19 protein-coding genes and 4 tRNA genes are annotated in these 23,812 nt (G+C 60.0%); 17 read left to right on the top strand and 6 right to left on the bottom strand.

Features of this window, described 5'->3' with window-relative positions; all coding sequences use genetic code 11:
* The first annotated feature begins 244 nt into the window (after positions 1-244).
* From ACHPFG_RS19555 to ACHPFG_RS19505, 11 genes are all read left to right on the top strand, one after another.
* A tRNA-Arg gene (locus ACHPFG_RS19555) sits at positions 245-321 on the top strand.
* 32 nt (positions 322-353) lie between these two features.
* Positions 354-429: transfer RNA gene (locus ACHPFG_RS19550), tRNA-His, on the top strand.
* 56 nt (positions 430-485) lie between these two features.
* Positions 486-570 (top strand) — tRNA-Leu (locus tag ACHPFG_RS19545).
* A gap of 77 nt (positions 571-647) precedes the next feature.
* Positions 648-723, top strand: a tRNA-His gene (locus ACHPFG_RS19540).
* A gap of 398 nt (positions 724-1,121) precedes the next feature.
* Complete coding sequence (gene tig, locus ACHPFG_RS19535) at positions 1,122-2,432, top strand: trigger factor (protein WP_431700197.1); 1,311 nt, start codon at positions 1,122-1,124, stop codon at positions 2,430-2,432.
* Between the two features lie 91 nt (positions 2,433-2,523).
* On the top strand, positions 2,524-3,159 hold the full coding sequence (gene clpP, locus ACHPFG_RS19530) for an ATP-dependent Clp endopeptidase proteolytic subunit ClpP (protein ID WP_003174822.1): 636 nt from the start codon (positions 2,524-2,526) through the stop codon (positions 3,157-3,159).
* Between the two features lie 112 nt (positions 3,160-3,271).
* The gene (gene clpX / locus ACHPFG_RS19525) at positions 3,272-4,555 is read left to right on the top strand and encodes an ATP-dependent Clp protease ATP-binding subunit ClpX (RefSeq protein ID WP_003238279.1); all 1,284 of its coding nucleotides are present in this window, start codon (positions 3,272-3,274) and stop codon (positions 4,553-4,555) included.
* A gap of 162 nt (positions 4,556-4,717) precedes the next feature.
* The gene (gene lon, locus ACHPFG_RS19520; RefSeq protein ID WP_431700196.1) at positions 4,718-7,114 is read left to right on the top strand and encodes an endopeptidase La; all 2,397 of its coding nucleotides are present in this window, start codon (positions 4,718-4,720) and stop codon (positions 7,112-7,114) included.
* Positions 7,115-7,263: 149 nt separating this feature from the next.
* The gene (locus tag ACHPFG_RS19515; RefSeq protein WP_003174819.1) at positions 7,264-7,536 is read left to right on the top strand and encodes an HU family DNA-binding protein; all 273 of its coding nucleotides are present in this window, start codon (positions 7,264-7,266) and stop codon (positions 7,534-7,536) included.
* A gap of 230 nt (positions 7,537-7,766) precedes the next feature.
* On the top strand, positions 7,767-9,641 hold the full coding sequence (locus tag ACHPFG_RS19510) for a SurA N-terminal domain-containing protein (RefSeq protein ID WP_431700195.1): 1,875 nt from the start codon (positions 7,767-7,769) through the stop codon (positions 9,639-9,641).
* Between the two features lie 99 nt (positions 9,642-9,740).
* Complete coding sequence (locus ACHPFG_RS19505) at positions 9,741-10,265, top strand: N-acetyltransferase family protein (protein WP_431700194.1); 525 nt, start codon at positions 9,741-9,743, stop codon at positions 10,263-10,265.
* Here ACHPFG_RS19505 and ACHPFG_RS19500 read toward each other — a convergent pair.
* Positions 10,212-11,417 (bottom strand): MFS transporter, encoded by a 1,206-nt coding sequence (locus ACHPFG_RS19500; RefSeq protein WP_431700193.1) that lies wholly within the window; start codon positions 11,415-11,417, stop codon positions 10,212-10,214. The two genes, ACHPFG_RS19505 and ACHPFG_RS19500, sit on opposite strands and share 54 nt — an antisense overlap.
* A 119-nt stretch (positions 11,418-11,536) precedes the next feature.
* On the opposite strand from ACHPFG_RS19500, the gene ACHPFG_RS19495 reads away from it, so the two are divergent.
* Both ACHPFG_RS19495 and ACHPFG_RS19490 read left to right on the top strand, forming a co-directional pair.
* Entirely contained in the window at positions 11,537-12,433 is an 897-nt protein-coding gene (locus tag ACHPFG_RS19495; RefSeq protein ID WP_431700192.1) for a LysR family transcriptional regulator, read from the top strand.
* 89 nt (positions 12,434-12,522) lie between these two features.
* The gene (locus ACHPFG_RS19490; RefSeq protein ID WP_431700191.1) at positions 12,523-13,305 is read left to right on the top strand and encodes a DUF2242 domain-containing protein; all 783 of its coding nucleotides are present in this window, start codon (positions 12,523-12,525) and stop codon (positions 13,303-13,305) included.
* Position 13,306: 1 nt separating this feature from the next.
* Here ACHPFG_RS19490 and aceE read toward each other — a convergent pair whose 3' ends face one another.
* Positions 13,307-15,967 (bottom strand): pyruvate dehydrogenase (acetyl-transferring), homodimeric type, encoded by a 2,661-nt coding sequence (gene aceE, locus ACHPFG_RS19485; protein WP_431700190.1) that lies wholly within the window; start codon positions 15,965-15,967, stop codon positions 13,307-13,309.
* A 145-nt stretch (positions 15,968-16,112) separates the two neighbouring features.
* On the opposite strand from aceE, the gene ACHPFG_RS19480 reads away from it, so the two are divergent.
* Both ACHPFG_RS19480 and ACHPFG_RS19475 read left to right on the top strand, forming a co-directional pair.
* A complete protein-coding gene (locus ACHPFG_RS19480) occupies positions 16,113-16,589 on the top strand; it encodes a MarR family winged helix-turn-helix transcriptional regulator (RefSeq protein WP_431700189.1) in 477 nt (158 codons plus the stop codon).
* A gap of 76 nt (positions 16,590-16,665) precedes the next feature.
* Positions 16,666-16,923, top strand: a complete 258-nt coding sequence (locus ACHPFG_RS19475; RefSeq protein ID WP_431700188.1) for a hypothetical protein — start codon at positions 16,666-16,668, stop codon at positions 16,921-16,923.
* A gap of 8 nt (positions 16,924-16,931) precedes the next feature.
* Here ACHPFG_RS19475 and ACHPFG_RS19470 read toward each other — a convergent pair whose 3' ends face one another.
* Together ACHPFG_RS19470 and ACHPFG_RS19465 are read right to left on the bottom strand one after the other, a co-directional pair.
* Positions 16,932-17,966 (bottom strand): AraC family transcriptional regulator, encoded by a 1,035-nt coding sequence (locus ACHPFG_RS19470; RefSeq protein WP_431700187.1) that lies wholly within the window; start codon positions 17,964-17,966, stop codon positions 16,932-16,934.
* 4 nt (positions 17,967-17,970) lie between these two features.
* Positions 17,971-19,101 carry a carbon-nitrogen hydrolase family protein gene (locus tag ACHPFG_RS19465; protein ID WP_431700186.1) on the bottom strand — a complete coding sequence of 377 codons (1,131 nt, stop codon included), beginning with the start codon at positions 19,099-19,101 and terminating at the stop codon, positions 17,971-17,973.
* Positions 19,102-19,312: 211 nt separating this feature from the next.
* On the opposite strand from ACHPFG_RS19465, the gene ACHPFG_RS19460 reads away from it, so the two are divergent.
* Together ACHPFG_RS19460 and ACHPFG_RS19455 are read left to right on the top strand one after the other, a co-directional pair.
* Positions 19,313-21,352 (top strand): FAD-dependent oxidoreductase, encoded by a 2,040-nt coding sequence (locus ACHPFG_RS19460; protein WP_431700185.1) that lies wholly within the window; start codon positions 19,313-19,315, stop codon positions 21,350-21,352.
* 57 nt (positions 21,353-21,409) lie between these two features.
* A complete protein-coding gene (locus tag ACHPFG_RS19455) occupies positions 21,410-22,300 on the top strand; it encodes a 1-aminocyclopropane-1-carboxylate deaminase/D-cysteine desulfhydrase (protein WP_431700184.1) in 891 nt (296 codons plus the stop codon).
* On the opposite strand, the gene ACHPFG_RS19450 is transcribed toward ACHPFG_RS19455, so the two are convergent.
* Positions 22,290-22,847, bottom strand: coding sequence for a cytochrome b (locus ACHPFG_RS19450; RefSeq protein WP_431700183.1), 558 nt, complete (start codon positions 22,845-22,847; stop codon positions 22,290-22,292). The genes ACHPFG_RS19455 and ACHPFG_RS19450 overlap by 11 nt on opposite strands.
* Before the next feature lie 113 nt (positions 22,848-22,960).
* A complete protein-coding gene (gene phnX / locus ACHPFG_RS19445; protein WP_431700182.1) occupies positions 22,961-23,788 on the bottom strand; it encodes a phosphonoacetaldehyde hydrolase in 828 nt (275 codons plus the stop codon).
* Positions 23,789-23,812 lie beyond the last annotated feature (24 nt).

The raw sequence follows: 23,812 nt of genomic DNA, 5'->3' as shown, positions 1-23,812 counted from the left end.
AAAGTGCGCGCATTCTCGCACGCCACGGCGTGAGGGCAAAGGCGCTTGGTCCGCAAATTGGCCTAACCCCTTAAATAAAATGAATTTTTTTCAAAAAAGATTTGACGGGTTTCCAGGCCCTCTATACTATTCGTCGCACTTGTCGGGCACAGCCTAGCACTGGTTAAGAAGGTCGAGCAGAATCGTTGTTCTGCAAGGCTGGAAGCACTTAGTTTGTAATCCTCCAAGAGTACAGATTAATAAGGCGCCCGTAGCTCAGCTGGATAGAGCATCCGCCTTCTAAGCGGATGGTCGCAGGTTCGAGTCCTGCCGGGTGCGCCATTAGGCAGCTTTGGCACAAGTAGCGTTATATGGTGGGCGTAGCTCAGTTGGTAGAGCACGGGATTGTGACTCCCGTTGTCGAGGGTTCGATCCCCTTCGTCCACCCCATATTTTGAAAGGCGCCAGATTAATCGTCTGGCGCCTTTGCTTTAAGAGCTTCAAGCGCGGATGTGGTGGAATTGGTAGACACACTGGATTTAGGTTCCAGCGCCGCGAGGCGTAAGAGTTCGAGTCTCTTCATCCGCACCAAATAAAGCTTTACTCGGTCTATGCGCAGGGTAAGGCTCGACAAAGAAGTAGTTTGGTTTCTTTGTTAACGCAATATGGTGGGCGTAGCTCAGTTGGTAGAGCACGGGATTGTGACTCCCGTTGTCGAGGGTTCGATCCCCTTCGTCCACCCCATATTCGAAAGGCGCCAGATTTAACAGTCTGGCGCCTTTTTTGGTTTTGGCGGTTCGGTTTTTCGTGGCTGCGGGTTCTGGGTCGCGATGGCGGTGCGTTTCATCGTATTTATGTGTCTCGATGATGCTGCGTTGTCTATCTGCCCTTATTGCGGGGTGGGGCGTCAGGGAGGTCAGCGACGATCCCTTCTATATATAGAGGGGCGGCGCAGAGCCCTGGCGTGTTTGGCTTTATTTGTCACCGGGGCGGGGCGCGACAGTGCCTTCGTACCGATAAATTGCCGGCTGTTTACGGGCGTATTTCCAGTAGGGTGACTTCTTGAGTTTGACCCACTAGAATGCATGCCCTTGATTGGGGTCGGAAATGGCCGGCTAACGTCTGTGCAACGAGGAATATCCATGCAAGTTTCTGTTGAAAATACTACTGCTCTCGAGCGCCGCATGAGCATCACCGTGCCGGCTGAGCGCATCGAGACTGCGGTCAACAAGCGTCTGCAGCAGACTGCCCAAAAGGCCAAGATCGCTGGTTTCCGTCCGGGCAAGGTGCCAATGAGCGAAATCAAGCGCCGTTTTGGTGCTGATGCGCGCAATGAAGCCGTCGGTGACGTGATCCAGGCTTCTTTCTACGAAGCAGTGGTTGAGCAAAAGCTGAACCCGGCTGGTTCGCCTTCGATCGAACCTAAGTCCCTGGAAGCGGGCAAGGACCTGGAATACGTTGCCGTATTCGAAGTGTTCCCCGAGTTCGAAGTGGCCGGTTTCGACGGTATCGCCATCGAGCGCCTGAGCGCCGAAGTGGCTGATTCGGACCTGGACAACATGCTGGAAATCCTGCGCAAGCAGAACACCCGTTTCGAAGTGGCCGAGCGTGCTGCCCAGAACGAAGACCAACTGAACATCGATTTCGTTGGCAAGGTTGACGGCGAAGCATTCGCTGGCGGCTCCGCCAAGGGTACTCAGTTGGTGCTGGGTTCCAACCGCATGATTCCTGGCTTCGAAGACGGCCTGGTTGGCGCCAAGGCTGGCGAAGAGCGGGTCCTGAACCTGGAATTCCCTGCTGACTATCAGAATCTGGACCTGGCTGGCAAAGCCGCCGAGTTCACCGTGACCGTCAATAGCGTTTCCGAGCCTAAGCTGCCAGAGCTGAACGAAGAATTCTTCAATCAGTTCGGCATCAAGGAGACCGGCATCGAAGGCTTCCGCACCGAAGTTCGCAAGAACATGGAGCGCGAGCTGCGCCAGGCTATCAAGTCCAAGGTCAAGAACCAGGTTATGGACGGTCTGCTGGCCTCCAATCCGATCGAAGTGCCTAAGGCCCTGCTGTCCAACGAAGTGGATCGTCTGCGCGTACAGGCTGTTCAGCAGTTCGGCGGCAACATCAAGCCAGACCAACTGCCGGCCGAGCTGTTCGAAGAGCAAGCCAAGCGCCGTGTGGTACTGGGCCTGATCGTGGCTGAAGTGGTCAAGCAGTTCGACCTCAAGCCTGACGAAGACCGCGTCCGCGAAATGATTCAGGAAATGGCTTCGGCCTACCAGGAGCCTGAGCAGGTCGTGGCTTGGTACTACAAGAATGACCAGCAACTGAACGAAGTACGTTCGGTTGTGCTGGAAGAACAAGTTGTGGATACTGTTCTGCAGAAGGCTAAGGTGACCGATAAAGCGGTCTCTTACGAAGAAGCAGTCAAGCCGGCGGAAGCAGCACAAGCCGACTGATTGTCCAACTCGTTGGAAATTCAACCATAAGCCAGCCTCGCGCTGGCTTATGCGTTTTCAAGACATGACTATTTGGGAGTAACTGCAGAGCATGTTCCGTAATTCCTATATTCAGCAGAACTCTGATATCCAGGCCGCAGGCGGCCTGGTCCCGATGGTTGTCGAGCAGTCCGCCCGTGGCGAGCGCGCCTACGACATCTACTCGCGCCTGCTCAAGGAGCGAGTGATCTTTCTGGTGGGCCCGGTAGAGGACTACATGGCCAACCTGATCTGTGCGCAACTGCTGTTCCTTGAAGCGGAAAACCCGGACAAGGACATCCATCTCTACATCAACTCACCGGGCGGTTCGGTGACCGCGGGCATGTCGATCTACGACACCATGCAGTTCATCAAGCCGAACGTATCGACTACCTGCATTGGCCAGGCCTGCAGCATGGGCGCGTTCCTGCTGACCGCAGGTGCCGAGGGCAAGCGTTACTGCCTGCCTAACTCGCGCGTGATGATTCACCAGCCACTGGGCGGTTTCCAGGGCCAGGCGTCGGACATCGAAATCCACGCCAAGGAAATCCTCTTCATCCGCGAACGTCTCAACACGCTGATGGCCAAGCACAGCGGGCATACCCTGGAAGAAATCGAGCGCGACACCAACCGCGATAACTTCATGAGCGCCGAAGCCGCACGTGAATACGGGTTGATCGACGCAGTGATCGAAAAGCGCCCCGCTTAATATAAGCCGCTCAAAATAGGGCTGGTCGGGTTTTCCGATCACCTGTGGGCTTGAAAAAGCCCGCATAAGCCTTCATCTTGTGTTGCAAGCCTATCGGATTTGGATCGAACGAATGACTGACACCCGCAACGGCGAGGACAACGGCAAGCTGCTCTATTGCTCCTTCTGTGGCAAAAGCCAGCATGAAGTGCGCAAATTGATTGCCGGCCCCTCGGTCTTTATCTGCGACGAGTGCGTCGACCTGTGCAATGACATCATCCGTGAGGAGGTGCAGGAAGCCCAGGCCGAAAGCAGCGCGCATAAATTGCCTTCGCCTAAAGAAATCAGCGGCATCCTTGATCAGTATGTGATTGGTCAAGAGCGTGCAAAGAAGGTTCTGGCCGTAGCGGTATACAACCACTACAAGCGCTTGAACCAGCGTGACAAGAAAGGCGACGAAGTCGAACTCGGCAAGAGCAACATCTTGCTGATCGGTCCTACAGGCTCGGGTAAGACCCTGCTTGCGGAAACCCTCGCTCGCCTGCTGAACGTTCCGTTCACCATCGCCGACGCCACCACCCTCACCGAGGCTGGCTACGTTGGCGAAGATGTCGAGAACATCATTCAGAAACTGCTGCAGAAGTGCGACTACGACGTAGAGAAGGCCCAGATGGGTATTGTCTACATCGACGAAATCGACAAGATCTCGCGCAAGTCCGACAACCCGTCGATCACTCGGGACGTTTCCGGTGAAGGCGTGCAGCAGGCCCTGTTGAAACTGATCGAAGGCACGGTAGCTTCCGTACCGCCACAAGGCGGCCGCAAGCACCCGCAGCAGGAATTCCTTCAGGTTGATACGCGCAACATCCTGTTTATCTGTGGCGGTGCATTCTCCGGCCTGGAGAAGGTTATTCAGCAACGGTCTACCCGTGGCGGCATCGGTTTCAGTGCAGAAGTGCGCAGCAAGGAAGAAGGCAAGAAGGTGGGTGAGTCCCTGCGTGAAGTCGAGCCTGACGATCTGGTCAAGTTCGGTCTGATCCCGGAATTCGTTGGCCGTCTGCCGGTCCTGGCCACGTTGGACGAGTTGGATGAGGCGGCTCTGATTCAGATCCTCACCGAGCCGAAAAACGCCCTGACCAAGCAATACGCCAAGCTGTTCGAGATGGAAGGTGTAGACCTCGAGTTCCGTACCGATGCGCTCAAATCGGTGGCCAAGCGGGCACTGGAGCGCAAGACCGGTGCACGTGGCCTGCGTTCCATCCTCGAAGGTGTATTGCTCGACACCATGTACGAGATCCCCTCGCAGTCCGAGGTGAGTAAAGTGGTGATCGACGAAAGCGTTATAGAAGGTAAGTCCAAGCCACTGTATATCTACGAAAACAGTGAGCCGACTGCCAAAGCTGCGCCAGACGCGTAAGCGTTTCGCAGTTTTGGTACAAACGAAGGGGCCTCTAGGGGCCCCTTTGTTTTTCATAAGGATTTTTACTGCGTGTAACTGCCCGCATTGAGCTTGTTTTTTTTACACGCAGCCCCCATCTTGGTTTCAAGCTTATTTTTCAACTGTCATAGAGGCGAAATCATGAAGACAACCATCGAATTGCCTCTCCTGCCGTTGCGTGATGTCGTCGTCTATCCGCACATGGTTATCCCGCTGTTCGTGGGGCGCGAGAAGTCTATCGAAGCCCTCGAGGCCGCGATGACGGGCGACAAGCAGATCCTGCTGCTGGCCCAGAGAAATCCTGCCGATGATGATCCAGGCGAAGATGCCCTGTATCGCGTCGGTACCATTGCCACTGTCCTGCAACTGCTCAAGCTGCCCGATGGCACCGTCAAGGTGTTGGTGGAAGGCGAGCAGCGTGGTGCGGTAGAGCGTTTCATGGAGGTGGACGGCCACCTGCGCGCTGAAGTGGTGCTGATCGAAGAAGTCGAGGCCCCTGAGCGCGAGTCCGAAGTGTTTGTGCGCAGCCTGCTCTCGCAGTTTGAGCAGTATGTGCAGTTGGGCAAAAAAGTCCCGGCTGAAGTCCTGTCTTCCCTCAATAGCATCGATGAGCCAAGCCGCCTGGTCGATACCATGGCCGCGCACATGGCGCTGAAGATCGAGCAGAAGCAAGACATCCTCGAAATCATCGACCTGTCGGCCCGTGTCGAACACGTGCTGGCATTGCTGGATGCCGAAATCGATCTGCTCCAGGTTGAGAAGCGCATCCGTGGTCGTGTCAAAAAGCAAATGGAGCGCAGCCAGCGCGAGTACTACCTGAATGAGCAGATGAAGGCCATTCAGAAAGAACTCGGCGACAGCGAGGAAGGCCACAACGAAATCGAAGAGCTGAAAAAGCGCATTGATGCTGCCGGCCTGCCGAAAGACGCCCTGACCAAAGCCACCGCCGAGTTGAACAAGCTCAAGCAGATGTCGCCGATGTCCGCCGAGGCCACCGTGGTGCGCTCGTACATCGACTGGCTGGTGCAGGTGCCGTGGAAGGCCCAGACCAAGGTACGCCTGGACCTGGCGCGTGCTGAAGACATTCTCGATGCCGACCACTATGGCCTCGAAGAAGTCAAAGAACGCATCCTCGAATACCTCGCCGTACAAAAGCGTGTGAAGAAGATTCGTGGCCCAGTGTTGTGCCTGGTTGGCCCGCCTGGCGTGGGTAAAACCTCCCTGGCCGAGTCCATCGCCAATGCCACCAACCGTAAATTCGTGCGCATGGCCCTCGGTGGTGTGCGCGATGAAGCGGAAATTCGTGGTCATCGCCGGACTTACATCGGTTCGATGCCAGGAAGATTGATTCAAAAAATGACAAAGGTGGGCGTACGCAACCCGCTGTTCCTGCTCGATGAAATCGACAAAATGGGCAGCGACATGCGTGGCGATCCGGCATCGGCCTTGCTGGAAGTGCTCGACCCTGAGCAGAACCACAATTTCAACGACCATTACCTGGAGGTCGACTACGACCTGTCCGATGTAATGTTCCTGTGCACCTCCAACTCCATGAATATTCCGCCGGCATTGCTGGACCGGATGGAGGTGATTCGTCTGCCGGGTTACACCGAAGACGAGAAGATCAATATCGCCGTCAAATACCTCGCGCCCAAGCAGATTTCGGCCAACGGCCTGAAGAAGGGCGAGATCGAATTCGACGTCGAGTCGATCCGCGACATCGTGCGCTATTACACTCGCGAGGCCGGTGTACGGGGCCTTGAGCGCCAGATCGCGAAGATTTGCCGCAAGGCGGTCAAGGAGCACGCGCTGGAAAAACGCTTCTCGGTGAAAGTCACTGCCGATGCGCTTGAGCACTTCCTGGGCGTGCGTAAATTCCGTTACGGCCTGGCTGAGCAGCAGGATCAGGTAGGGCAGGTGACTGGTCTGGCGTGGACCCAGGTGGGCGGCGAATTGCTGACCATCGAAGCTGCGGTGATCCCCGGCAAAGGCCAGTTGATCAAGACCGGCTCCCTCGGTGACGTGATGGTCGAATCCATTACCGCCGCGCAGACCGTGGTGCGCAGCCGCGCCAGGAGCCTGGGGATCCCCCTGGACTTCCACGAGAAGCACGACACCCACATCCACATGCCGGAAGGGGCTACACCGAAAGATGGCCCTAGCGCCGGCGTAGGCATGTGCACGGCCCTGGTATCGGCATTGACCGGCATTCCGGTGCGTGCCGATGTAGCGATGACTGGGGAAATCACCCTGCGTGGCCAGGTATTGGCCATCGGTGGCCTGAAAGAGAAATTGCTGGCTGCACACCGGGGTGGCATCAAGACTGTGATCATTCCTGAAGAGAATGTTCGCGACTTGAAGGAAATTCCTGACAACATCAAGCAGGATCTTCAGATTAAACCGGTTAAATGGATTGACGAGGTCCTGCAAATTGCGCTGCAATACGCGCCGGAGCCCTTGCCGGATGTGGCTCCGGAGATAGTTGCAAAGGACGAAAAACGAGAGTCTGATTCCAAGGAAAGAATTAGCACGCATTAATGTGAATAAGCTTGGAGGCTTCCTTGACAGCTTTTTAGAGCCCTTGTTATAAAGCGGCTCTTAAGTGTCTGTAGGCCATTCAGCACTGATTTTTGCTGTTTACCAAAAAACTTAGAATCATACTCAATAGATATATAAGGGGACTTAGAGTGAACAAGTCGGAACTGATTGATGCTATCGCTGCATCCGCTGATATCCCGAAAGCTGCTGCTGGCCGTGCGCTGGATGCAGTAATCGAATCCGTCACTGGCGCTCTGAAGGCCGGCGACTCCGTGGTACTGGTAGGCTTCGGTACTTTCTCTGTGACTGACCGCCCAGCTCGCACTGGCCGCAACCCACAGACTGGCAAAGCACTGCAAATCGCTGCTGCCAAGAAACCAGGTTTCAAAGCCGGTAAAGCCCTGAAAGAAGCAGTTAACTAAGCTTCGATCAAGCCTTTGCTACCCGGGTCGGACGCAGGTCTGGCCTGGCAGCGGAGCGAAAGCTGACCCAGGTATCTATCGGGTCGCCAAGCCGGGGGTGTAGGTTCAACCCCCCGTCCGCTCCGCCAGTTACGAGAAGGCGCATCCTCGGATGCGCCTTTCTTCTATCCGGACTCTACCCACGCTCCACGGTTGCCAATTTTTGAAGTTCAACCGTTTCTGGGGGACGCATGCTGCAAAATATCAGGGACAATTCACAAGGCTGGATTGCCAAGACCATTATCGGGATCATCGTCGCATTGATGGCGTTCACCGGTATCGAGGCCATTTTCCAGGCTTCGACCAACACCAAGCAGGACGTGGCCAAGGTCAACGGTGAAGAAATCACCCAGACTGAACTGAGCCAGGCCGTCGACATGCAACGTCGCCAGCTGATGCAACAGCTGGGCAAGGATTTCGATGCTTCGCTGCTGGACGAAAAACTGCTGCGCGACGCGGCCCTCAAGGGTCTGATCGATCGCAAGCTGCTGCTGCAAGGCGCCGCCGATTCCAAGTTTGGCTTCTCTGAAGCTGCACTGGACCAGGTAATCCTGCAGACGCCGGAATTCCAGGTGGACGGCAAATTCAACGCCGAACGCTTTGACCAGGTGATCCGTCAACTGGGCTACAGCCGTCTGCAGTTCCGTCAGATGCTGACCCAGGAAATGCTGATCGGCCAGGTTCGCGCTGGTATTGCCGGCAGCGGTTTCGTGACCGACGCCGAAGTGCTGGCATTCGCCCGTCTGGAAAAGCAGACCCGCGATTTTGCCACCGTCAATATCAAGGCCAACCCTGCGGCGGTGAAACTCACCGACGACGAGGTCAAGGCTTACTATGACCAGCACGCCAAGGAGTTCATGACCCCGGACCAGGTGGTCATCGACTACCTGGAACTGAAGAAGTCGTCCTTCTTCGACCAGGTCAGCGTGAAGGACGATGAACTGCAGGCTGCCTATCAGAAAGAAACCGCCAACCTCGCTGAACAGCGTCGTGCCGCGCACATCCTGATTGAAGTCAACGACAAGGTCACCGACGCGCAAGCGAAGGCCAAGATCGAAGAAATCCAGGCGCGCCTGGCCAAGGGTGAGAAGTTCGAAACCCTGGCCAAGGAGTTCTCCCAAGATCCAGGTTCGGCTAACAGTGGCGGTGATCTGGGCTTTGCCGGCCCGGGCGTCTACGACCCGGACTTCGAAGCCGCCTTGTACGCGTTGAACAAGGACCAGGTTTCGGCGCCGGTGCGCAGCACCTTCGGTTGGCACTTGATCAAGCTGTTGGGCGTTGAAGCACCGCAAGTGCCGACGTTTGCCAGCCTGAAAGACAAGCTGACCCGCGAGCTCAAGACCCAACAGGTCGAGCAGCGTTTTGTCGAAGCAACCAAGCAATTGGAAGATGCGGCATTCGAAGCCTCCGATCTGGCCCAACCGGCGTCTGACCTGAAGCTGACCGTACACACCTCCGCGCCGTTTGGCCGTGACGGTGGTGACGGTGTTGCGGCCAACCGTGCCGTGGTCACCGCTGCGTTCAGCCCGGAAGTGCTGGATGAGGGGGCCAATAGCAGCGCCATTGAACTGGACCCGGAAACCATCATCGTGCTGCGTGCCAAAGAGCACCGCAAACCTGCGCAACTGCCGCTGGAAAGCGTTGCTGCGGCGATCCGCACACAGATGGCCAAGGAGCGCGCCAGCGCGGCTGCCAAGACTCACGCTGATGAGCTGATCGCCAGCCTGCGTGATGGCAAGACCCCGCTGAACCAGCCGGTCGACGGCCAGGCCTGGAAAGTCACTGAAGCGGCTACCCGTAGCCAGGAAGCGATTGACCCGGCCGTGCTGCAAGCCCTGTTCCGCATGCCCAAGCCTGCGGCCAAGGACAAGCCGACCTTCACCACCGTGACCCTGGCTGATGGCAGCCTGGTGATCGTGCGCTTGAACGGCGTCAACGAAGCGGCTGCCCCAACGGACGAAGAAAAGGCGCAATATCGCCGCTTCCTCGCTTCCCGTGTTGGCCAGCAGGACTTCGCGGCGTACCGCAAGCAGTTGGAAACCAAGGCTGATATCAAGAAGTACTGATGTTGGTTTGAACAAGAAGCCCCCGGCCTGAAAAGACCGGGGGCTTTTTTATGTGCGCTAGACTGGGTGCTCGGTATCGTCGACCCAGGAGTTCCAAGCGTGTTGATTCTAGGAATGGATGGCTTGCTGATCCGCCGCGCCAGTGCGGCGGACGTTCCTGCCGTGCTGCAGGTGTTCGACGAGGTGGTCGCCTGGTTCGTTGGCATGGGCAATACCCATCAGTGGGGCACCGAGCCTTGGTCGGCGTCGCCCCGGCGGGTCGCGCAAGTGGCTGAAGCCTGCGCGTTGCCCGGGGCATGGGTGGTAGAAGAGCCCGCAGGCCGTATCTGTGGAGCGCTGGTGTTGGGCGATCCCATGCCTTATGTACCGTCGGCGACTGAGCCCGAGGTGTATGTGCGCTTGTTGATTGCCGCGCGTGATCCCCGTGTTCGCGGCCTTGGCCGGCGCATGATGGCCTTTGCCGATGACCAGGCCCGTGCAGCAGGAGTGACGCGTTTGCGTGTGGACTGCTACGGCGGCGGGACAGGGGATCTGGTGCGTTTTTATGAGTCCTGTGGCTACGAGCGCATTTCAACGTTCGACTTGGCGGGGTGGCCGGGCCAGCTGTTGGGGCGCTGTCTGTGATGCGCCGGCCCATGCCAGTAGCATCAGTAGCATAACGGCCCATGGAAAGCCCGCGACGCCCCAGCCCTGAAGCAACACGCCTCCTGCCAGTCCGCCACCGGCTATCCCCAGGTTCCACACGGTCACCAGCATTGATTGTGCGGCATCCGCCGACTCGCCCGCCGATTGGGCCAGTGCGGTTTGCAACAGTGCCGGCAGGCCGCCGAACGACAGGCCCCATAACGCCACGGCGGTATAGATGACTGCTGGCACATCGATCCAGAACGCCAGCGCCAGGGCGATCAGGCCAAACAGCGCACAACTGATCAGCAGCAAGGCGCGCAGCCACCGGTCAATCAACACGCCTGTCAGCCAGATGCTCAGCACCGCCGAGACGCCAAACACCAGCAGCACTCGGTCAACCTCCGCATCGATCCCTGCGGGCACCAGCAACGGGGCGATGTAGGTGTACAGAATGTTGTGGGCCAGTACGTAGGTAAACGTTACCCACAACACCGGACGAATGCCTGGCAGGTTCAGCACCTGACGCAGCCCCAAGCGTTTATCCGTCCGTTCGCCCGCAAAGTCCGGCAGCTGCCAGCGCGCCCAGGCCAGTAACACCAAGGTCAGCCCGGTCATGATTGCAAAACTCAGGCGCCAGCCAACGGCAGTGCCGAGGAAGGTGCCCGCAGGCACACCCAGTGACAGCGCCAGCGGTGCACCCAGCATCGCCACGGCAATGGCGCGACCTTGCAGGTGTGGCGCCACCATTCGGCTCGCATAACCCGCCAGCAACGCCCAGAGCAACCCGGCGAAGACCCCGGCAAAAAAGCGCGCCACGAGCGTCAGTCCGTAGTGGCTGGACAGTGCGGTCACGCTATTGACCAAGGCAAAGCCGCCAATGGCCAGCAGCAGCAACGGCCGTCTGCGCCAGCCGCGGGTCAGCAGCGTCAGGGGGATGGCCGCCAGCAACGAGCCAAGGGCGTAGACCGTGACCAGTTGACCGACCAAGGCGGGCGACACGCCGAGGCCTTCGCCTATCTGTGGTAGCAACCCGGCGGGCATGGCTTCGGTGAGGATGGTGATAAAGCCAGCGCTGGCCAGGGCCAGTAGACCGCCCAGCGGTAATGAATCCCGCTGGGCTGATGCGGTGAGTGAAGGGCTGCTGCTCATGAGGTTTTATCCAGGTAAAAGGGCAAGCAGGCAGAGTAGGGGGCTGTGGTTGGCGGAAAAACAGGCTAAGGTTCCGAACTTATCGGACGTCGGTGTCCGCAATCGTTAAAGGCGGGATCATGGACAGCTTGGGCAGCCTTTCGGTATTTGTGCAGGTGGCGCAGACGCTCAGCTTCACCGCCGCCGGCCGTGTGCTGGGGGTGTCGTCGTCGGCCGTGGGCAAAAGCATTGCGCGGATGGAAGAGCGCCTGGGCGTGCGGCTGTTTCACCGCAGCACGCGCAGTATCACCTTGACCAGTGAAGGCTCGCTGTTCCTTGAGCGGTCGCGGCGGATTCTCGCTGAGGTGGAAGCGGCCGAGCAGGAACTGACAAACGCCAGTGCAACGCCACGCGGCAAGCTGCGCATCAGTGTGCCGCAGGTGCGGGGCTTGTTGATGCCAGTACTCAGTGACTTTATGCGCGCCTACCCGGATATCGAGTTGGATGTGGATTTCTCTGACCGTATGGTGGACGTGATCGAGGAAGGTTTCGATGCGGTGATTCGCACCGGCAAGCCGGAAGATTCGCGCTTGATGGCGCGCCACCTGGGCCACTACCAGCTGGTGCTCGTCGCCACACCGGGCTACTTCGCCCAGCACGGCACCCCGCAGCAACCACAGGACCTCAATGGCCACGCCTGCCTGCGCCACAAGTTCTGCGCCACGGGCAAGCTCGAGCCCTGGCCGTTGCGTCTTGCCTTGGGTGTTGCGGAACCGCTGTTGCGTACGCCGTTGGTCAGTACCACCATCGAGTCTCTGAACCATGTGGTGCTCGAGGGATTGGGCATTGCCTGCCTGCCGGACTACATGGTCAACCAGGCCGTGTGTGAGGGGCGCTTGCAGCGGGTGTTGGATGATTACCTGGAACACCGGGGCAATTTCTGGATGTTGTGGCCCGGTCGCCATACCTCGACCAAGGTACGCGTGTTTATTGACCATATGTGCGCCGGGCTTTTCCCTGCAGGCCCCGTTGCGTAACCCTGTGACGTTTTACCGACAGGAATGCGCGCGCCAAGGCCTCGTTCTGTTGCACAATACCGCCCAGACCGTTTTCCTCAGGATTATCAATGTCGACATCATTCCACTTGCGTAGCCTCGGGCTGGCGCTGGTGCTGGCGGGCGCCGCGGGCTGCTCGTCACCCAAGACCGCTATTTATGAACATGAGAACTTCGACGACTCCGGCACATTTTCCCGGGATTACCCGGTTAGCGATGTAGCGGCGTGCGAGGCCGCGCGGCGTGCGTTGCTGAGCCAGGGCTACATCATCACCAGCAGCGATCCGAAACTGGTCGTGGGCAACAAGAGCTTCCAGCAGACCGGCGAAACTCACCTGCAGATCAGCTTCAACGTGGTGTGTGCCGATGATGGCAAAGGTAAAAAGCATTCGACGATGTTTGCCAACGCCCTGCAGGATCGTTATGCGCTGAAGAAGGTCAACAACTCCGCGAGCCTGGGTGTAGGCGTGCTGGGGTCGGTGTCGATGCCGATCGGCTCCACCGATGACTCGATGGTGAAGGTGGCCAGTGAGACGGTGTCCGCGCCGAAGTTCTACGAGCGCTACTTTGCGCTGGTGGACGTCTTCCTGCCCCAGGAAGTGAAGAAGGCTGAGCATATCCCCGAGCAGCCAAAGGCCGACCTGGGTGTACCGGAGCCGAAGGCCGCACCGGCTGCGGAGAAAGTCGAGGCGCCGAAGGAAGAGCCTGCCGCACCGGCTGCTTCGGAGCCGGTTGTGCCCGCGCCTGAACCCGCACCGATTGCGCCGCAGGCCGAGCCCGCACCCGCCACGACCACGCCGGACCTGCCGGCGCCGACAGAAGCGATTCCGCCCCTGCCGACGCCTGCGCAGTAGCTCAGACCGCTACGGGATTCACCTTGTCGACGTTGATCCCGTAGCGTTTGATCGCTTCACTGACCTTGTCGCGACCGATCGCGCCGTCATCCGCCAGCGCCTTCAGGGCAGCCAGGGCGATGAAGTGGCGATCCACCTCGAAGAACTCGCGCAAGGCTTCCCGGGTGTCTGATTGCCCGAAGCCATCAGTGCCTAGCGCGACAAAGCGCCGGCCCGGCACGAACGGACGAATCTGATCGGCGAACAGCTTCATGTAGTCCGTCGCGACCACCACCGGCCCCGTTTGCCCCTCCAGGCATTGCTCGACGTAACTCACGCGCGGCTCACTCTCGGGGTGCAGCAGGTTCCAGCGTTCCGCCGCGTGCCCGTCACGGCGCAATTCGGTCAGGCTCGTCACACTCCATACGTCGCATTGCACGGCGAAATCGTTGGCGAGCAGCTCGGCGGCCGCGATCACTTCTCGCAGGATCGAACCACTGCCCATCAGTTGCACCTGTGCCTGAGGGTTGGCGCTGAGCCGGTACATGCCTTTGAGTATCCCGTCCTCCACGCCTTCGGGCATCGCCGGGTGCGGGTAGTTTTCGTTGAGCAGGGTGATGTAGTAGTAAATGTCCTCTTGCTCGACATACATTCGCCGCATGCCCTCGCGAATAATCACCGCCAGTTCGTAGGCAAAGGTCGGGTCATAGGACACACAGCACGGAATCACCGACGACAGGATATGGCTATGACCATCGTCATGCTGCAGGCCTTCGCCCATCAGCGTGGTGCGCCCGGCTGTGGCGCCGAGCAGGAAGCCGCGTGCTCGTGCATCGCCCGCCGCCCAGGCCAGGTCGCCGACGCGCTGGAAGCCGAACATCGAGTAGAAGATATAGAACGGCACGGTCATCAGGCCGTGGTTGCTGTAGGACGTACTTGCTGCGATCCACGAGGAAATGGCGCCGGACTCATTCAGGCCTTCCTGCATGATCTGTCCGTCTTTGCTCTCCTTGTAATAGCTCAGTTGCCCCGAGTCCTGTGGGGTGTAGAGCTGGCCGACGGCGGAGTGGATGCCGATCTGACGGAACAGGCTTTCCATGCCGAAGGTGCGGGATTCGTCCGGCACGATGGGCACGATCAGCTTGCCCAGGTGCGGGTCTTTCAGCAGGGTGCCGAGGATGCGCACAAAGGCCATGGTGGTTGAGATCGCGCGCTCGCCGGTGTCCTTGAGCTGAGTGGCGAAGGCGCTCAGTTCGGGAATCTGCAACGGTTCGACCGCAGTGTGGCGCGAAGGCACATAGCCGCCCAGGGCCTGGCGACGTGCGGCGAAGTAACGGGCTTCTTCGCTGTCGGCTGTGGGCTTGAGGTAAGGAATTTCAGCGAGTTGCTCATCGGGCACTTCCAGGCCGAAGCGGTCGCGGAAGGCTTTGACGGCGTCGGCGCCCATCTTCTTCAATTGGTGGTTGATGTTCTGGCCTTCACCGGCCTCGCCCATGCCAAAGCCCTTGACGGTTTTTGCCAGGATCACCGTCGGTTGGCCACTGTGACGCACGGCGGCGGCATAGGCGTTGTAGACCTTGTCCGGGTCATGCCCGCCCCGTGAGAGTTTCCAGATGTCGTCGTCGGACAGGTCCGCAACCAGTGCCAGCAATTCCGGGTATTTGCCGAAGAAATGTTCGCGCACGTAGGCGCCGTTCTGGGATTTGTAGTTCTGATAGTCACCGTCCACGCATTCCATCATGCGTTGGCGCATCAGGCCGCTTGTGTCTTTTTCCAGCAGTGCATCCCAGCCACCGCCCCAGATCACTTTGATCACATTCCAGCCGGCGGCACGGTACAGGCTTTCGAACTCCTGGATCACCTTGGCGTTGCCGCGTACCGGGCCGTCCAGGCGTTGCAGGTTGCAGTTGACCACGAAGATCAGGTTGTCGAGCTTCTCGCGCCCGGCCAGGGAAATGGCGGCCAGGGATTCCGGTTGGTCCATTTCACCATCACCCAGAAATGCCCAGACCTTGCGGCCCTGGTGTTGCTTGAGGTCACGAAACTCCAGGTAGCGCATAAAACGGGCCTGATAGGCCGCCGTGATCGGCCCGAGGCCCATGGACACGGTGGGGAATTGCCAGAAATCCGGCATCAGCCGTGGGTGGGGGTAGGACGAAATGCCCTCACCACCGGCTTCGCGGCGGAAGTTATCCAGTTGCGCTTCGCTGATGCGGCCTTCGAGGTAGGCGCGGCCGTAGATGCCTGGCGAAGAGTGCCCCTGGATGTACACGAGGTCGCCTTCGAAGCGGTCGGTGCGGCCACGGAAGAAGTGGTCGAAACCTACGTCGTACAGCACAGCGGCTGACGCATAAGTCGCAATATGCCCACCCACGCCTGAGTGCTTGCCAGCACGCAAGACCATGGCCATGGCGTTCCAGCGGATAAACGCATTGATGCGGCGTTCGATGGCCAGGTTGCCGGGGTAGGGCAACTGGCGATCCACCGGGATGGTGTTGACGTAAGGCGTGGTCACCCGCCCGTAGAAGTCGCCATGCCGCGCCACGTCGAAATCCAGCAACTGATCGATCAGGTAATGGGCGCGCGGGCGGCCTTCGGTGGACAGCACCGATTCGATGGACTCCAGCCACTCGCGGGTTTCCTGTGGATCGACGTCGCGTCTGACTGCGTTATTCGGGGTCATGTGAGGCTCCAGGGTCGGCGGATTTCTAGTGGCGGGCTCCTTGTGGGAATGCCGCCAAAGTGATTGCAATTGCAACTACATGACCGAATTTAGCGCGGGATGAGCTACTATTGCAACCTTCTTGAAATCCACCGGATGGTGTTGCATGTCGTCGAAAGAGCCTGATGTATGGTTCCGTTTTGTCAGGGCCCACAGGACGGTCATTCGTGAAATCGAGCGCCGCCTGGCGGCCGCCGACTTGCCGCCTTACGCCTGGTACGACGCACTGTGGGGCCTGGAAAGCGGCCCCGATGGCACTCGCCGCATGCACGAATTGGCCGATGTGCTGGCCATTGAGCGCTATAACCTCACGCGGCTGGTAGACCGCCTGGAAAAGGACGGCCTGGTGGTGCGCTCCCGCTCCGACGGCGATGGCCGCGCGGCCTTTGCGTCGATCACCGACGCCGGCCGAGCGTTGCGCAAGAAAATGTGGAAGATCTACGAAAGTACGGTGGACGAGTTGTTCCTTTCGCAGATCGAGCCGGAGCAACGCCAGGCGTTTGCCGATGCGTTGGAGCGCACTGCCGGGATGGCGATGGAGGCGGGTGTTCAAACCCGTGGTCGACGCAAGTCTGAAACTTGATGCAGATCCAATGTGGGAGGGGGCAAGCCCCCTCCCACATTGGAATGCATTCCCGTCCATTTCAGTGCATGCCTGATTGCAATCGCGCCTCAAAACCCCGGTGCTAAATCCGCATCACGCTGCTACGTTTAATCCTGGAGTGCAGGAACGTCATGACGTCGACATTTTTTCGTCATCACGGCACTTTAGGCTGGCTTTGCAGGTCATTTATCTGCAGCCGCTTTTAATTCAAAACAAGGAGCCCACCATGGACGAATATCAGGAAGAACTGCTGGAGTACCAGGCGTTTGAACTGGATCCTCTGGATCCGGCCGATGACGCCACCGAGCTGTAAGACCGACTTCAGGCGGAATGCCGCTGACTGCGGCGAAATTCCCCTGGGGTCTGGTTGTTCCACCGCCTGAACGCCCGTTGAAACGCCTGGGCCGAGGCAAAACCGAGCAAGTAGGCGATTTCGCCGAATGCCAGTTCCGTATCGCGAATGTAGGTCATGGCCAGGTCGCGACGGGTATCGTTGAGAATTGCGCGAAACTGCGTGCCTTCTTCGGCCAGTTTGCGGCGCAGTGTCCAGGTCGGCAGCTTCAAGCGTGCCGCCACTTCTTCCAGGTCGGGTTCCCGGCCGCCATTGAGCATCGGCCCGAGCAAGCGGGTAATGCGCTCGCGCAGGCTGCGGGTGCGGGTCAACTGCTCCAACTCGTGTTCACAGAGCTTCAACAATAGCTGCCAGGTGCTCGGGCAATGCTGCGGGTTACGCAGCGCCAGGGTTTGCTGGCTCAGGCGCAGTTGATTGACCTCGGCGCCGAACTGGATCGGGCCATCGCCCAGCACCGCGTACCGTTCGCTGTAATCCGGCGCTTCAAATTCGATTTCAATCCGCTGCGCCTGTATCGGTTGCTGGGCCAGGCTCGACAGTTGCTGCAGCCAGCCGGCGATGATCGAGTCCACCACGAAGCGGTTGTAGGCGTTATAGGGGCTGATGGAATAGAACCGCAGCCAGGCACCTTCGGCGTCCTCGTGAAAACTCGATTGCCCACGGTAGTTGGAACCGTACAGCGCTTCGAAGCGGGTCAGCGTGCGCGCCGCCTCGCGCACGTTGGGCGCCTGGGCGGCGGTGACCCCGGCCAGTCCGGCCTGGCTCAGGCGGCTGAGCTGGCCCATGCGCAGGCCCAGGCCGGGGTCGCCGGTGAGTTGGATGGCCGCATGGCCCAGGCGCATATAACGGGGAATCGACAAGCGTGCACCCGCTTCGGCGAGGCGCGCGGGGTCGAGGCCGTATTGCAGCAGCAGCGGTTGCGGGTCGAGGCCGTGGCTGTGGATTGCGTCGGCCAGGGTGTGTACGAAGCCCACCGACAGATCACCCAGGCGCACCGGCTTCACGGGGTTACAGCCAGATATTCAGCAGGCGCGCGCCACGGGCGTCGCCGTCGGCGCTGATCTGCCCGTTGCTGCTGAGAAAACTGCGCCCGGCCGTGCCCAGGTCCCAGAACTGCCCACGCAGGAAAACGCTCATGCCAGCGGTTGCCTGGCTGACGGGGTGTTGGCTGATCAGCGTAAGGCGGCGCCAGGCTTCACCTTCGCTGAGTTCTTCAGGCTTGAGGCTGATTTCCGGCGGCGTGGACACGCTCTTGAAGCCGCGCCATGGTCGATCCCAGGTATCGCGACCGAGCACAAAGGCCGGCACTGCAATCAGTTGCGCACCTTGCTCGTTGAGCTTGCGATAGTTGTCCGGGTACCAGCTGTCACTGCCGACCAACACGCCGAGGCGCCCGGCCGGGGTGTCGACCACGCTGACGACGTTTTCGTCACCGGGTTCGATAAAGCCGCGTTCATCGTAGATCGGATAGAGCTGGCGCTGTGGCTCGCCGATGGGCAAACCATCTGCCGCAAACACCACGCTGGCGTTGTACAAGGCGCCATGGCCGACCTGCAGTTGTCCCTGGCTTACGCTCGGGTTGGGCAAGGCGATGGAACCGGCCACCAGCGTGACGCCAAACTCCTTGGCCAGGCCGCCGAACAGCACCTGATAGTCCCGCGCCATGCCGGAGGCTTTCATACGCAGGTAGGCGTCATCGGTGCGGTTATCGCCGGTGGCGCTGATCCAGGCCCGCGCAAAGAGCAGCGGGTTGCTGACCGACAGCCAGTTCATCGCATCCTTCACGTGCAGCGCCTGGTACACCTCATTTTTTTCACCGGTCAACATCAGCCAGGTGCCGATATGTTCAGGCAGCACTACGATGGTTTTTTCGTTGATCAACCCCTGATCCCGGGCCTTTTGCAGATAGGCCGAGAGCTTCAGGTGCAGGCGTTCCAGGCTCTGGTAATCAGCCGGAAACAGCTCTGGCTGGATGCCCAGCAGGTTGCCGCGATCAGCAGGCAGGCCTTCATTCACGGCCAGGGTGATGCGCAGGTCCGACAGGTAATGCCCCACGGGGCGCTCCTGGGTCCAGACCAGATACGCGGCGACGGCGGCAACCAGGGCCATGGAGACGGTAAAAGCTAGAAGTTTACGCATGGGGCAACAGACAACAGACCGGGTGCAGGGTTCGCGACTAGGGTAGGGCCCATGCGGCGGCTTGCCAAGGGGCGCTGTGCATTTGGATCAATAACTTGTCAGTTTCAGTCATTGAGCCGTCGTCCACCGCCTCTTAGTCTGTGGGACATAACCCGATGGGGTGCCATTCGAGCCCCCCACGTCCCGTGATGATCCGTTGTGGAGCTGTACCATGACCGCTGCTGCCTACCCGCACCTGCTGGCCCCGTTGGACCTGGGTTTTACCACCTTGCGTAACCGTACCCTGATGGGCTCGATGCACACGGGCCTGGAAGAAAAGCCCGGTGGTTTCGAGCGCATGGCGGCCTACTTTGCCGAGCGTGCTCGGGGCGGCGTGGGGCTGATGGTCACCGGCGGCATTGGCCCGAATGATGAAGGCGGGGTGTATTCCGGCGCGGCCAAGCTCACCACCGAAGAAGAAGCGCAGAAGCACAAGATCGTCACCAAGGCCGTGCATGAGGCGGGCGGCAAGATCTGCATGCAGATCCTCCACGCCGGCCGTTATGCCTACAGCCCCAAACAGGTCGCGCCGAGTGCGATCCAGGCACCGATCAACCCGTTCAAGCCCAAGGAGCTGGACGAGGAAGGCATCGAGAAGCAGATCCAGGATTTTGTCACCTGTTCGCTGCTGGCCCAGGTCGCCGAGTACGACGGCGTGGAAATCATGGGGTCCGAAGGCTACTTCATTAACCAGTTCCTCGCCGCCCACACCAACCACCGCACCGACCGTTGGGGCGGCAGCTACGAAAACCGCATGCGCCTGGCGGTGGAGATCGTGCGCCGCGTGCGTGAAGCGGTGGGCCCGAACTTCATCATTATCTTCCGCCTGTCGATGCTCGACCTGGTGGAAGGTGGCAGCGTCTGGGAAGAAATCGTGCAGTTGGCCAAGGCCATCGAGCAGGCGGGCGCGACCATCATCAACACCGGCATCGGCTGGCACGAAGCGCGTATCCCGACCATTGCCACCAAGGTGCCGCGTGGCGCGTTCAGCAAAGTCACGGCCAAATTGCGCGGTGCGGTGCAGATCCCGCTGATCACCACCAACCGCATCAACACACCGGAGATTGCCGAGCAGATCCTCGCCGAAGGCGATGCCGACATGGTCTCGATGGCGCGGCCGTTCCTCGCCGACCCGGAGTTCGTCAACAAGGCCGCCGCCGGCCGCGCCGATGAAATCAACACCTGCATCGGCTGCAACCAGGCCTGCCTGGACCACACCTTTGGCGGCAAGTTGACCACCTGCCTGGTCAACCCGCGGGCCTGCTATGAAACCGAACTCAACTACCTGCCGGTCAAGCAGATCAAGAAAATCGCCGTGGTCGGTGCCGGCCCCGCAGGCCTGGCCGCTGCGACCGTGGCGGCTGAGCGTGGCCACCAGGTGACCTTGTTCGATTCGGCCAGTGAGATCGGCGGCCAGTTCAATATCGCCAAGCGCGTACCGGGCAAAGAAGAGTTTTTCGAGACCCTGCGCTACTTCAATCGCAAGTTGCAGACCACCCACGTCGAGCTGTGCCTTAACACCCGCGTTGACACCGCACACCTGTTGGCGGGCGGTTATGACGAGATCATCCTGGCCACCGGCATTGCGCCGCGCACGCCGGCGATTCCGGGCGTTGAAAACGCCAAGGTGCTGAGCTACCTGGACGTGATCCTCGAGCGCAAGCCGGTGGGCAAGCGCGTGGCGGTGATCGGCGCCGGCGGCATTGGTTTTGACGTGTCGGAATTCCTCGTGCATGAAGGCGTGTCCACCAGCCTCGACCGTGAAGCGTTCTGGAAAGAGTGGGGCATCGACACCCAGTTGCAAGCCCGTGGCGGCGTGGCCGGGATCAAGCCGCAACCCTATGCCCCGGCCCGTGACGTGTTCCTGTTGCAACGCAAGGCTTCCAAGGTCGGCGACGGCCTGGGCAAGACCACCGGTTGGATCCACCGTACCGGCTTGAAGAACAAGCGCGTGCAGATGCTTAACAGCGTCGAATACCTGAAGATCGACGATGACGGCCTGCATATCCGCATCGGCGCCGAGGGTGAGCCGCAGCTGCTGGCCGTGGACAACATCGTCATCTGCGCCGGGCAAGACCCGCTGCGCGAGTTGCAGGATGGCCTAGTCGCCGCAGGGCAGAACGTGCACCTGATCGGCGGCGCCGATGTGGCGGCCGAGCTGGATGCCAAGCGCGCCATCAACCAAGGCTCGCGCCTCGCCGCCGAGCTGTAAGGCGACGCAAGGGGCGGTGTTAGACTACCGCCCCTTTTTCCATGCAGATGCCGCCCGATGGGTCCCTTTGACTGGCTTCCCCACGCCCCCCTTGAAGCCATGCAGCTCGATTGGCTTAATGACGTCGAGCTGGCCGTGCTGCGCCTGGACCGCATCGACCCGCTGATCAGCGGCAACAAGTGGTTCAAGCTCACCGAGCATCTGGCCCAGGCGCAGCAAGCCCGTGCCCGCGGCATCATCAGCCTTGGCGGCGCTTACTCCAATCATCTGCACGCGCTGGCAGCGGCGGGCAAACGCTTTGGTTTCCCCACTGTCGGCTTGTTGCGCGGCCATCCCCAGGACACACCCACTATCCTCGACCTGAAAGCCTTTGGCATGCACCTGCATTGGTTGGGGTATGGCGGCTATCGCGCGCGCCATGAGCCGGGTTTCTGGTTGCCGTGGCGCGCGCAATATCCCGATCTTTACCCCGTGCCAGAAGGCGGCGGCGGGATGGCCGGGGCGCGGGGATGCGGGGTTTTGGTCGAGCAGGTGCGCGGGCAATTGAACACCCTGGGTTGGGCCGATTACGACGCCTGGTGGTTGGCGGCAGGCACCGGTACGACGTTGGCGGGGTTGGCGCTGGCGGAGGCGGGCGCGCATCCGGTGTACGGCGCCATGGCGGTACCGGATGATCATGGTGTGGCGCAGAACGTGAGTGCCCTGGTGCAGGGCGGTTATGAATTGCTGGATGCCAGCCGGGGTGGCTTTGCGCAGGTCGATCCGCTGTTGCTCGAATTTATCGACACCACCGAACAGGCCTGCGGTATACCGCTTGAGCCGCTCTATACCGGCAAAGCGTTGCTGGCGTTGAAGCAGCAGGTCGAAGCCGGGCGTTTCGCGCCCGGCACTCGCCTGATCTTTGTGCATACCGGTGGCTTGCAGGGCCGCCGAGGGTTTACAGCCTAGCGCGCTTACCCGGCATCATCCGCAGCGCCGTGTTATCACGCATCACATAGTGATGAAAGATCCCCGCCAACGCATGCAGGCCGATCAGCCAGTAACCGACCTTGCCGAACCACACGTGCCAGCCTTCAATCTCTTTGGCCAGCGCCTTGTTTTCAGCGATCAGCGGCGGCAGCTCGATCCCATAGAACATCACCGAATGGCCCTCGGCACTGACGATCAGCCAACCGGCAATCGGCATGCCGATCATCAAGGCGTACAGCGCGAAGTGCATCAGCGTGGCGAGCAGGCTTTGCCATTGCGGCGGGGCGGGGACGATCTTCGGCGCAACCCCCAGGCTGCGCGCGAACAGGCGCAGCCACACCAGCACAAACACGGTGAGGCCGAACATGAAGTGCATCTCGACGATCAACGTGCGTGCGCCGCTGCCTTTGGGGAACTGGCCGCGTAACTCAATGCAGGCGTAGACCACCGCCAGCAGCACCACCATCAACCAGTGCAGCGCAATCGACATGGAGCTGTAGCGCGTATCGGAGTTTTTCCACGGCATCGCTGGGTTCCTCACTCATCAGGGCAAACCTTCGTTCTTTGGCGACGAAGTCCTTTTACTGTAAGCCTGTTTTGTGCGGTTTGCCCGACGCGATGCCTTTGTCTTGACCTCTATCAGTAGCTTTGCGGCATTTCACCACGGGCCAGGCGCTGGTTGATGTCGGCGATGACGGCCGGCAGGTCGGTAATGGTATCGATCAGGTAATGGGGGCGGGAGCCTGCGAACATCGCTTCGATACGCGTGCGTTCGCTGGCCAATGTGGCGCTGTCCAGGGCGCGGAACTGCGCGTAGGTCAGGCCCAGGGCGTTGCCGGAGCAGGTCAGGGCCACGGTCCACATCCCGGCGCGACGGCCTTCGAGGATGCCCGGCACGGTGTCGTCGACCTTGACGCACGCCGCCACATCGTCGATGCCCAGCGCGATCACGTTGGCGAGGGCCTGGGCTGGCCATGGGCGGCCGTTGGGCACTTCGTCGGTGGCGACCACGTGGTCGGCGACGTAGCCGTTGGTGGTGGCCAACGCGACGACCTTGTCCATGACTTGCTTGGGGTAGCCGGAGCAAGAGCCGATCTTGATGCCTTGCACACGCAGCCGGGCGAGGGTGTCGAGGGCGCCGGGGATCAGCGCCGAGTGTTCGGCGATCTTCTCGATCTGCAACGGCATGAAGCGCTGGTAGATGGCCGTCACGTCGTCATCGGTAGGCGTGCGACCGAACGCCTGGCGGTAACGCTCGGCGACTTGCGGCTGGTCGCACAGGGTGCGGATATGGTCCCACTTGCCCATGCCCATCGGGCCACGGGCTTCTTCGATGGAAACCTGCACATCGAACTCGGCGAAGGCCTCGACAAAAATCTGCGTGGGGGCGAAGGAGCCGAAGTCGACCACGGTGCCGGCCCAATCGAGGATGACGGCCTGGAGGGTGTTGGGGTTTTGATAGTTCATGGTTCAGATCCTGTGGGTAAGGGG

Source organism: Pseudomonas sp. BR20 (assembly GCF_050780135.1).
Lineage (GTDB): Bacteria > Pseudomonadota > Gammaproteobacteria > Pseudomonadales > Pseudomonadaceae > Aquipseudomonas.
Note: the sequence above shows the minus strand (reverse complement) of the source record. Positions and strands in the feature narration are given on the sequence as shown.

Excerpts from the sequence above, each read along its gene's own strand:
- clpX (WP_003238279.1), top strand. The coding sequence starts at position 3,272 with ATGACTGACACCCGCAACGGCGAGGACAACGGCAAGCTGCTCTATTGC.
- ACHPFG_RS19480 (WP_431700189.1), top strand. The coding sequence starts at position 16,113 with ATGTCGTCGAAAGAGCCTGATGTATGGTTCCGTTTTGTCAGGGCCCAC.
- ACHPFG_RS19460 (WP_431700185.1), top strand. The coding sequence starts at position 19,313 with ATGACCGCTGCTGCCTACCCGCACCTGCTGGCCCCGTTGGACCTGGGT.
- ACHPFG_RS19455 (WP_431700184.1), top strand. The coding sequence starts at position 21,410 with ATGGGTCCCTTTGACTGGCTTCCCCACGCCCCCCTTGAAGCCATGCAG.
- ACHPFG_RS19490 (WP_431700191.1), top strand. The coding sequence starts at position 12,523 with ATGTCGACATCATTCCACTTGCGTAGCCTCGGGCTGGCGCTGGTGCTG.
- tig (WP_431700197.1), top strand. The coding sequence starts at position 1,122 with ATGCAAGTTTCTGTTGAAAATACTACTGCTCTCGAGCGCCGCATGAGC.
- ACHPFG_RS19500 (WP_431700193.1), bottom strand. The coding sequence starts at position 11,417 with ATGAGCAGCAGCCCTTCACTCACCGCATCAGCCCAGCGGGATTCATTA.
- ACHPFG_RS19465 (WP_431700186.1), bottom strand. The coding sequence starts at position 19,101 with ATGCGTAAACTTCTAGCTTTTACCGTCTCCATGGCCCTGGTTGCCGCC.
- ACHPFG_RS19510 (WP_431700195.1), top strand. The coding sequence starts at position 7,767 with ATGCTGCAAAATATCAGGGACAATTCACAAGGCTGGATTGCCAAGACC.
- ACHPFG_RS19450 (WP_431700183.1), bottom strand. The coding sequence starts at position 22,847 with ATGCCGTGGAAAAACTCCGATACGCGCTACAGCTCCATGTCGATTGCG.
- aceE (WP_431700190.1), bottom strand. The coding sequence starts at position 15,967 with ATGACCCCGAATAACGCAGTCAGACGCGACGTCGATCCACAGGAAACC.
- phnX (WP_431700182.1), bottom strand. The coding sequence starts at position 23,788 with ATGAACTATCAAAACCCCAACACCCTCCAGGCCGTCATCCTCGATTGG.
- ACHPFG_RS19495 (WP_431700192.1), top strand. The coding sequence starts at position 11,537 with ATGGACAGCTTGGGCAGCCTTTCGGTATTTGTGCAGGTGGCGCAGACG.
- clpP (WP_003174822.1), top strand. The coding sequence starts at position 2,524 with ATGTTCCGTAATTCCTATATTCAGCAGAACTCTGATATCCAGGCCGCA.
- lon (WP_431700196.1), top strand. The coding sequence starts at position 4,718 with ATGAAGACAACCATCGAATTGCCTCTCCTGCCGTTGCGTGATGTCGTC.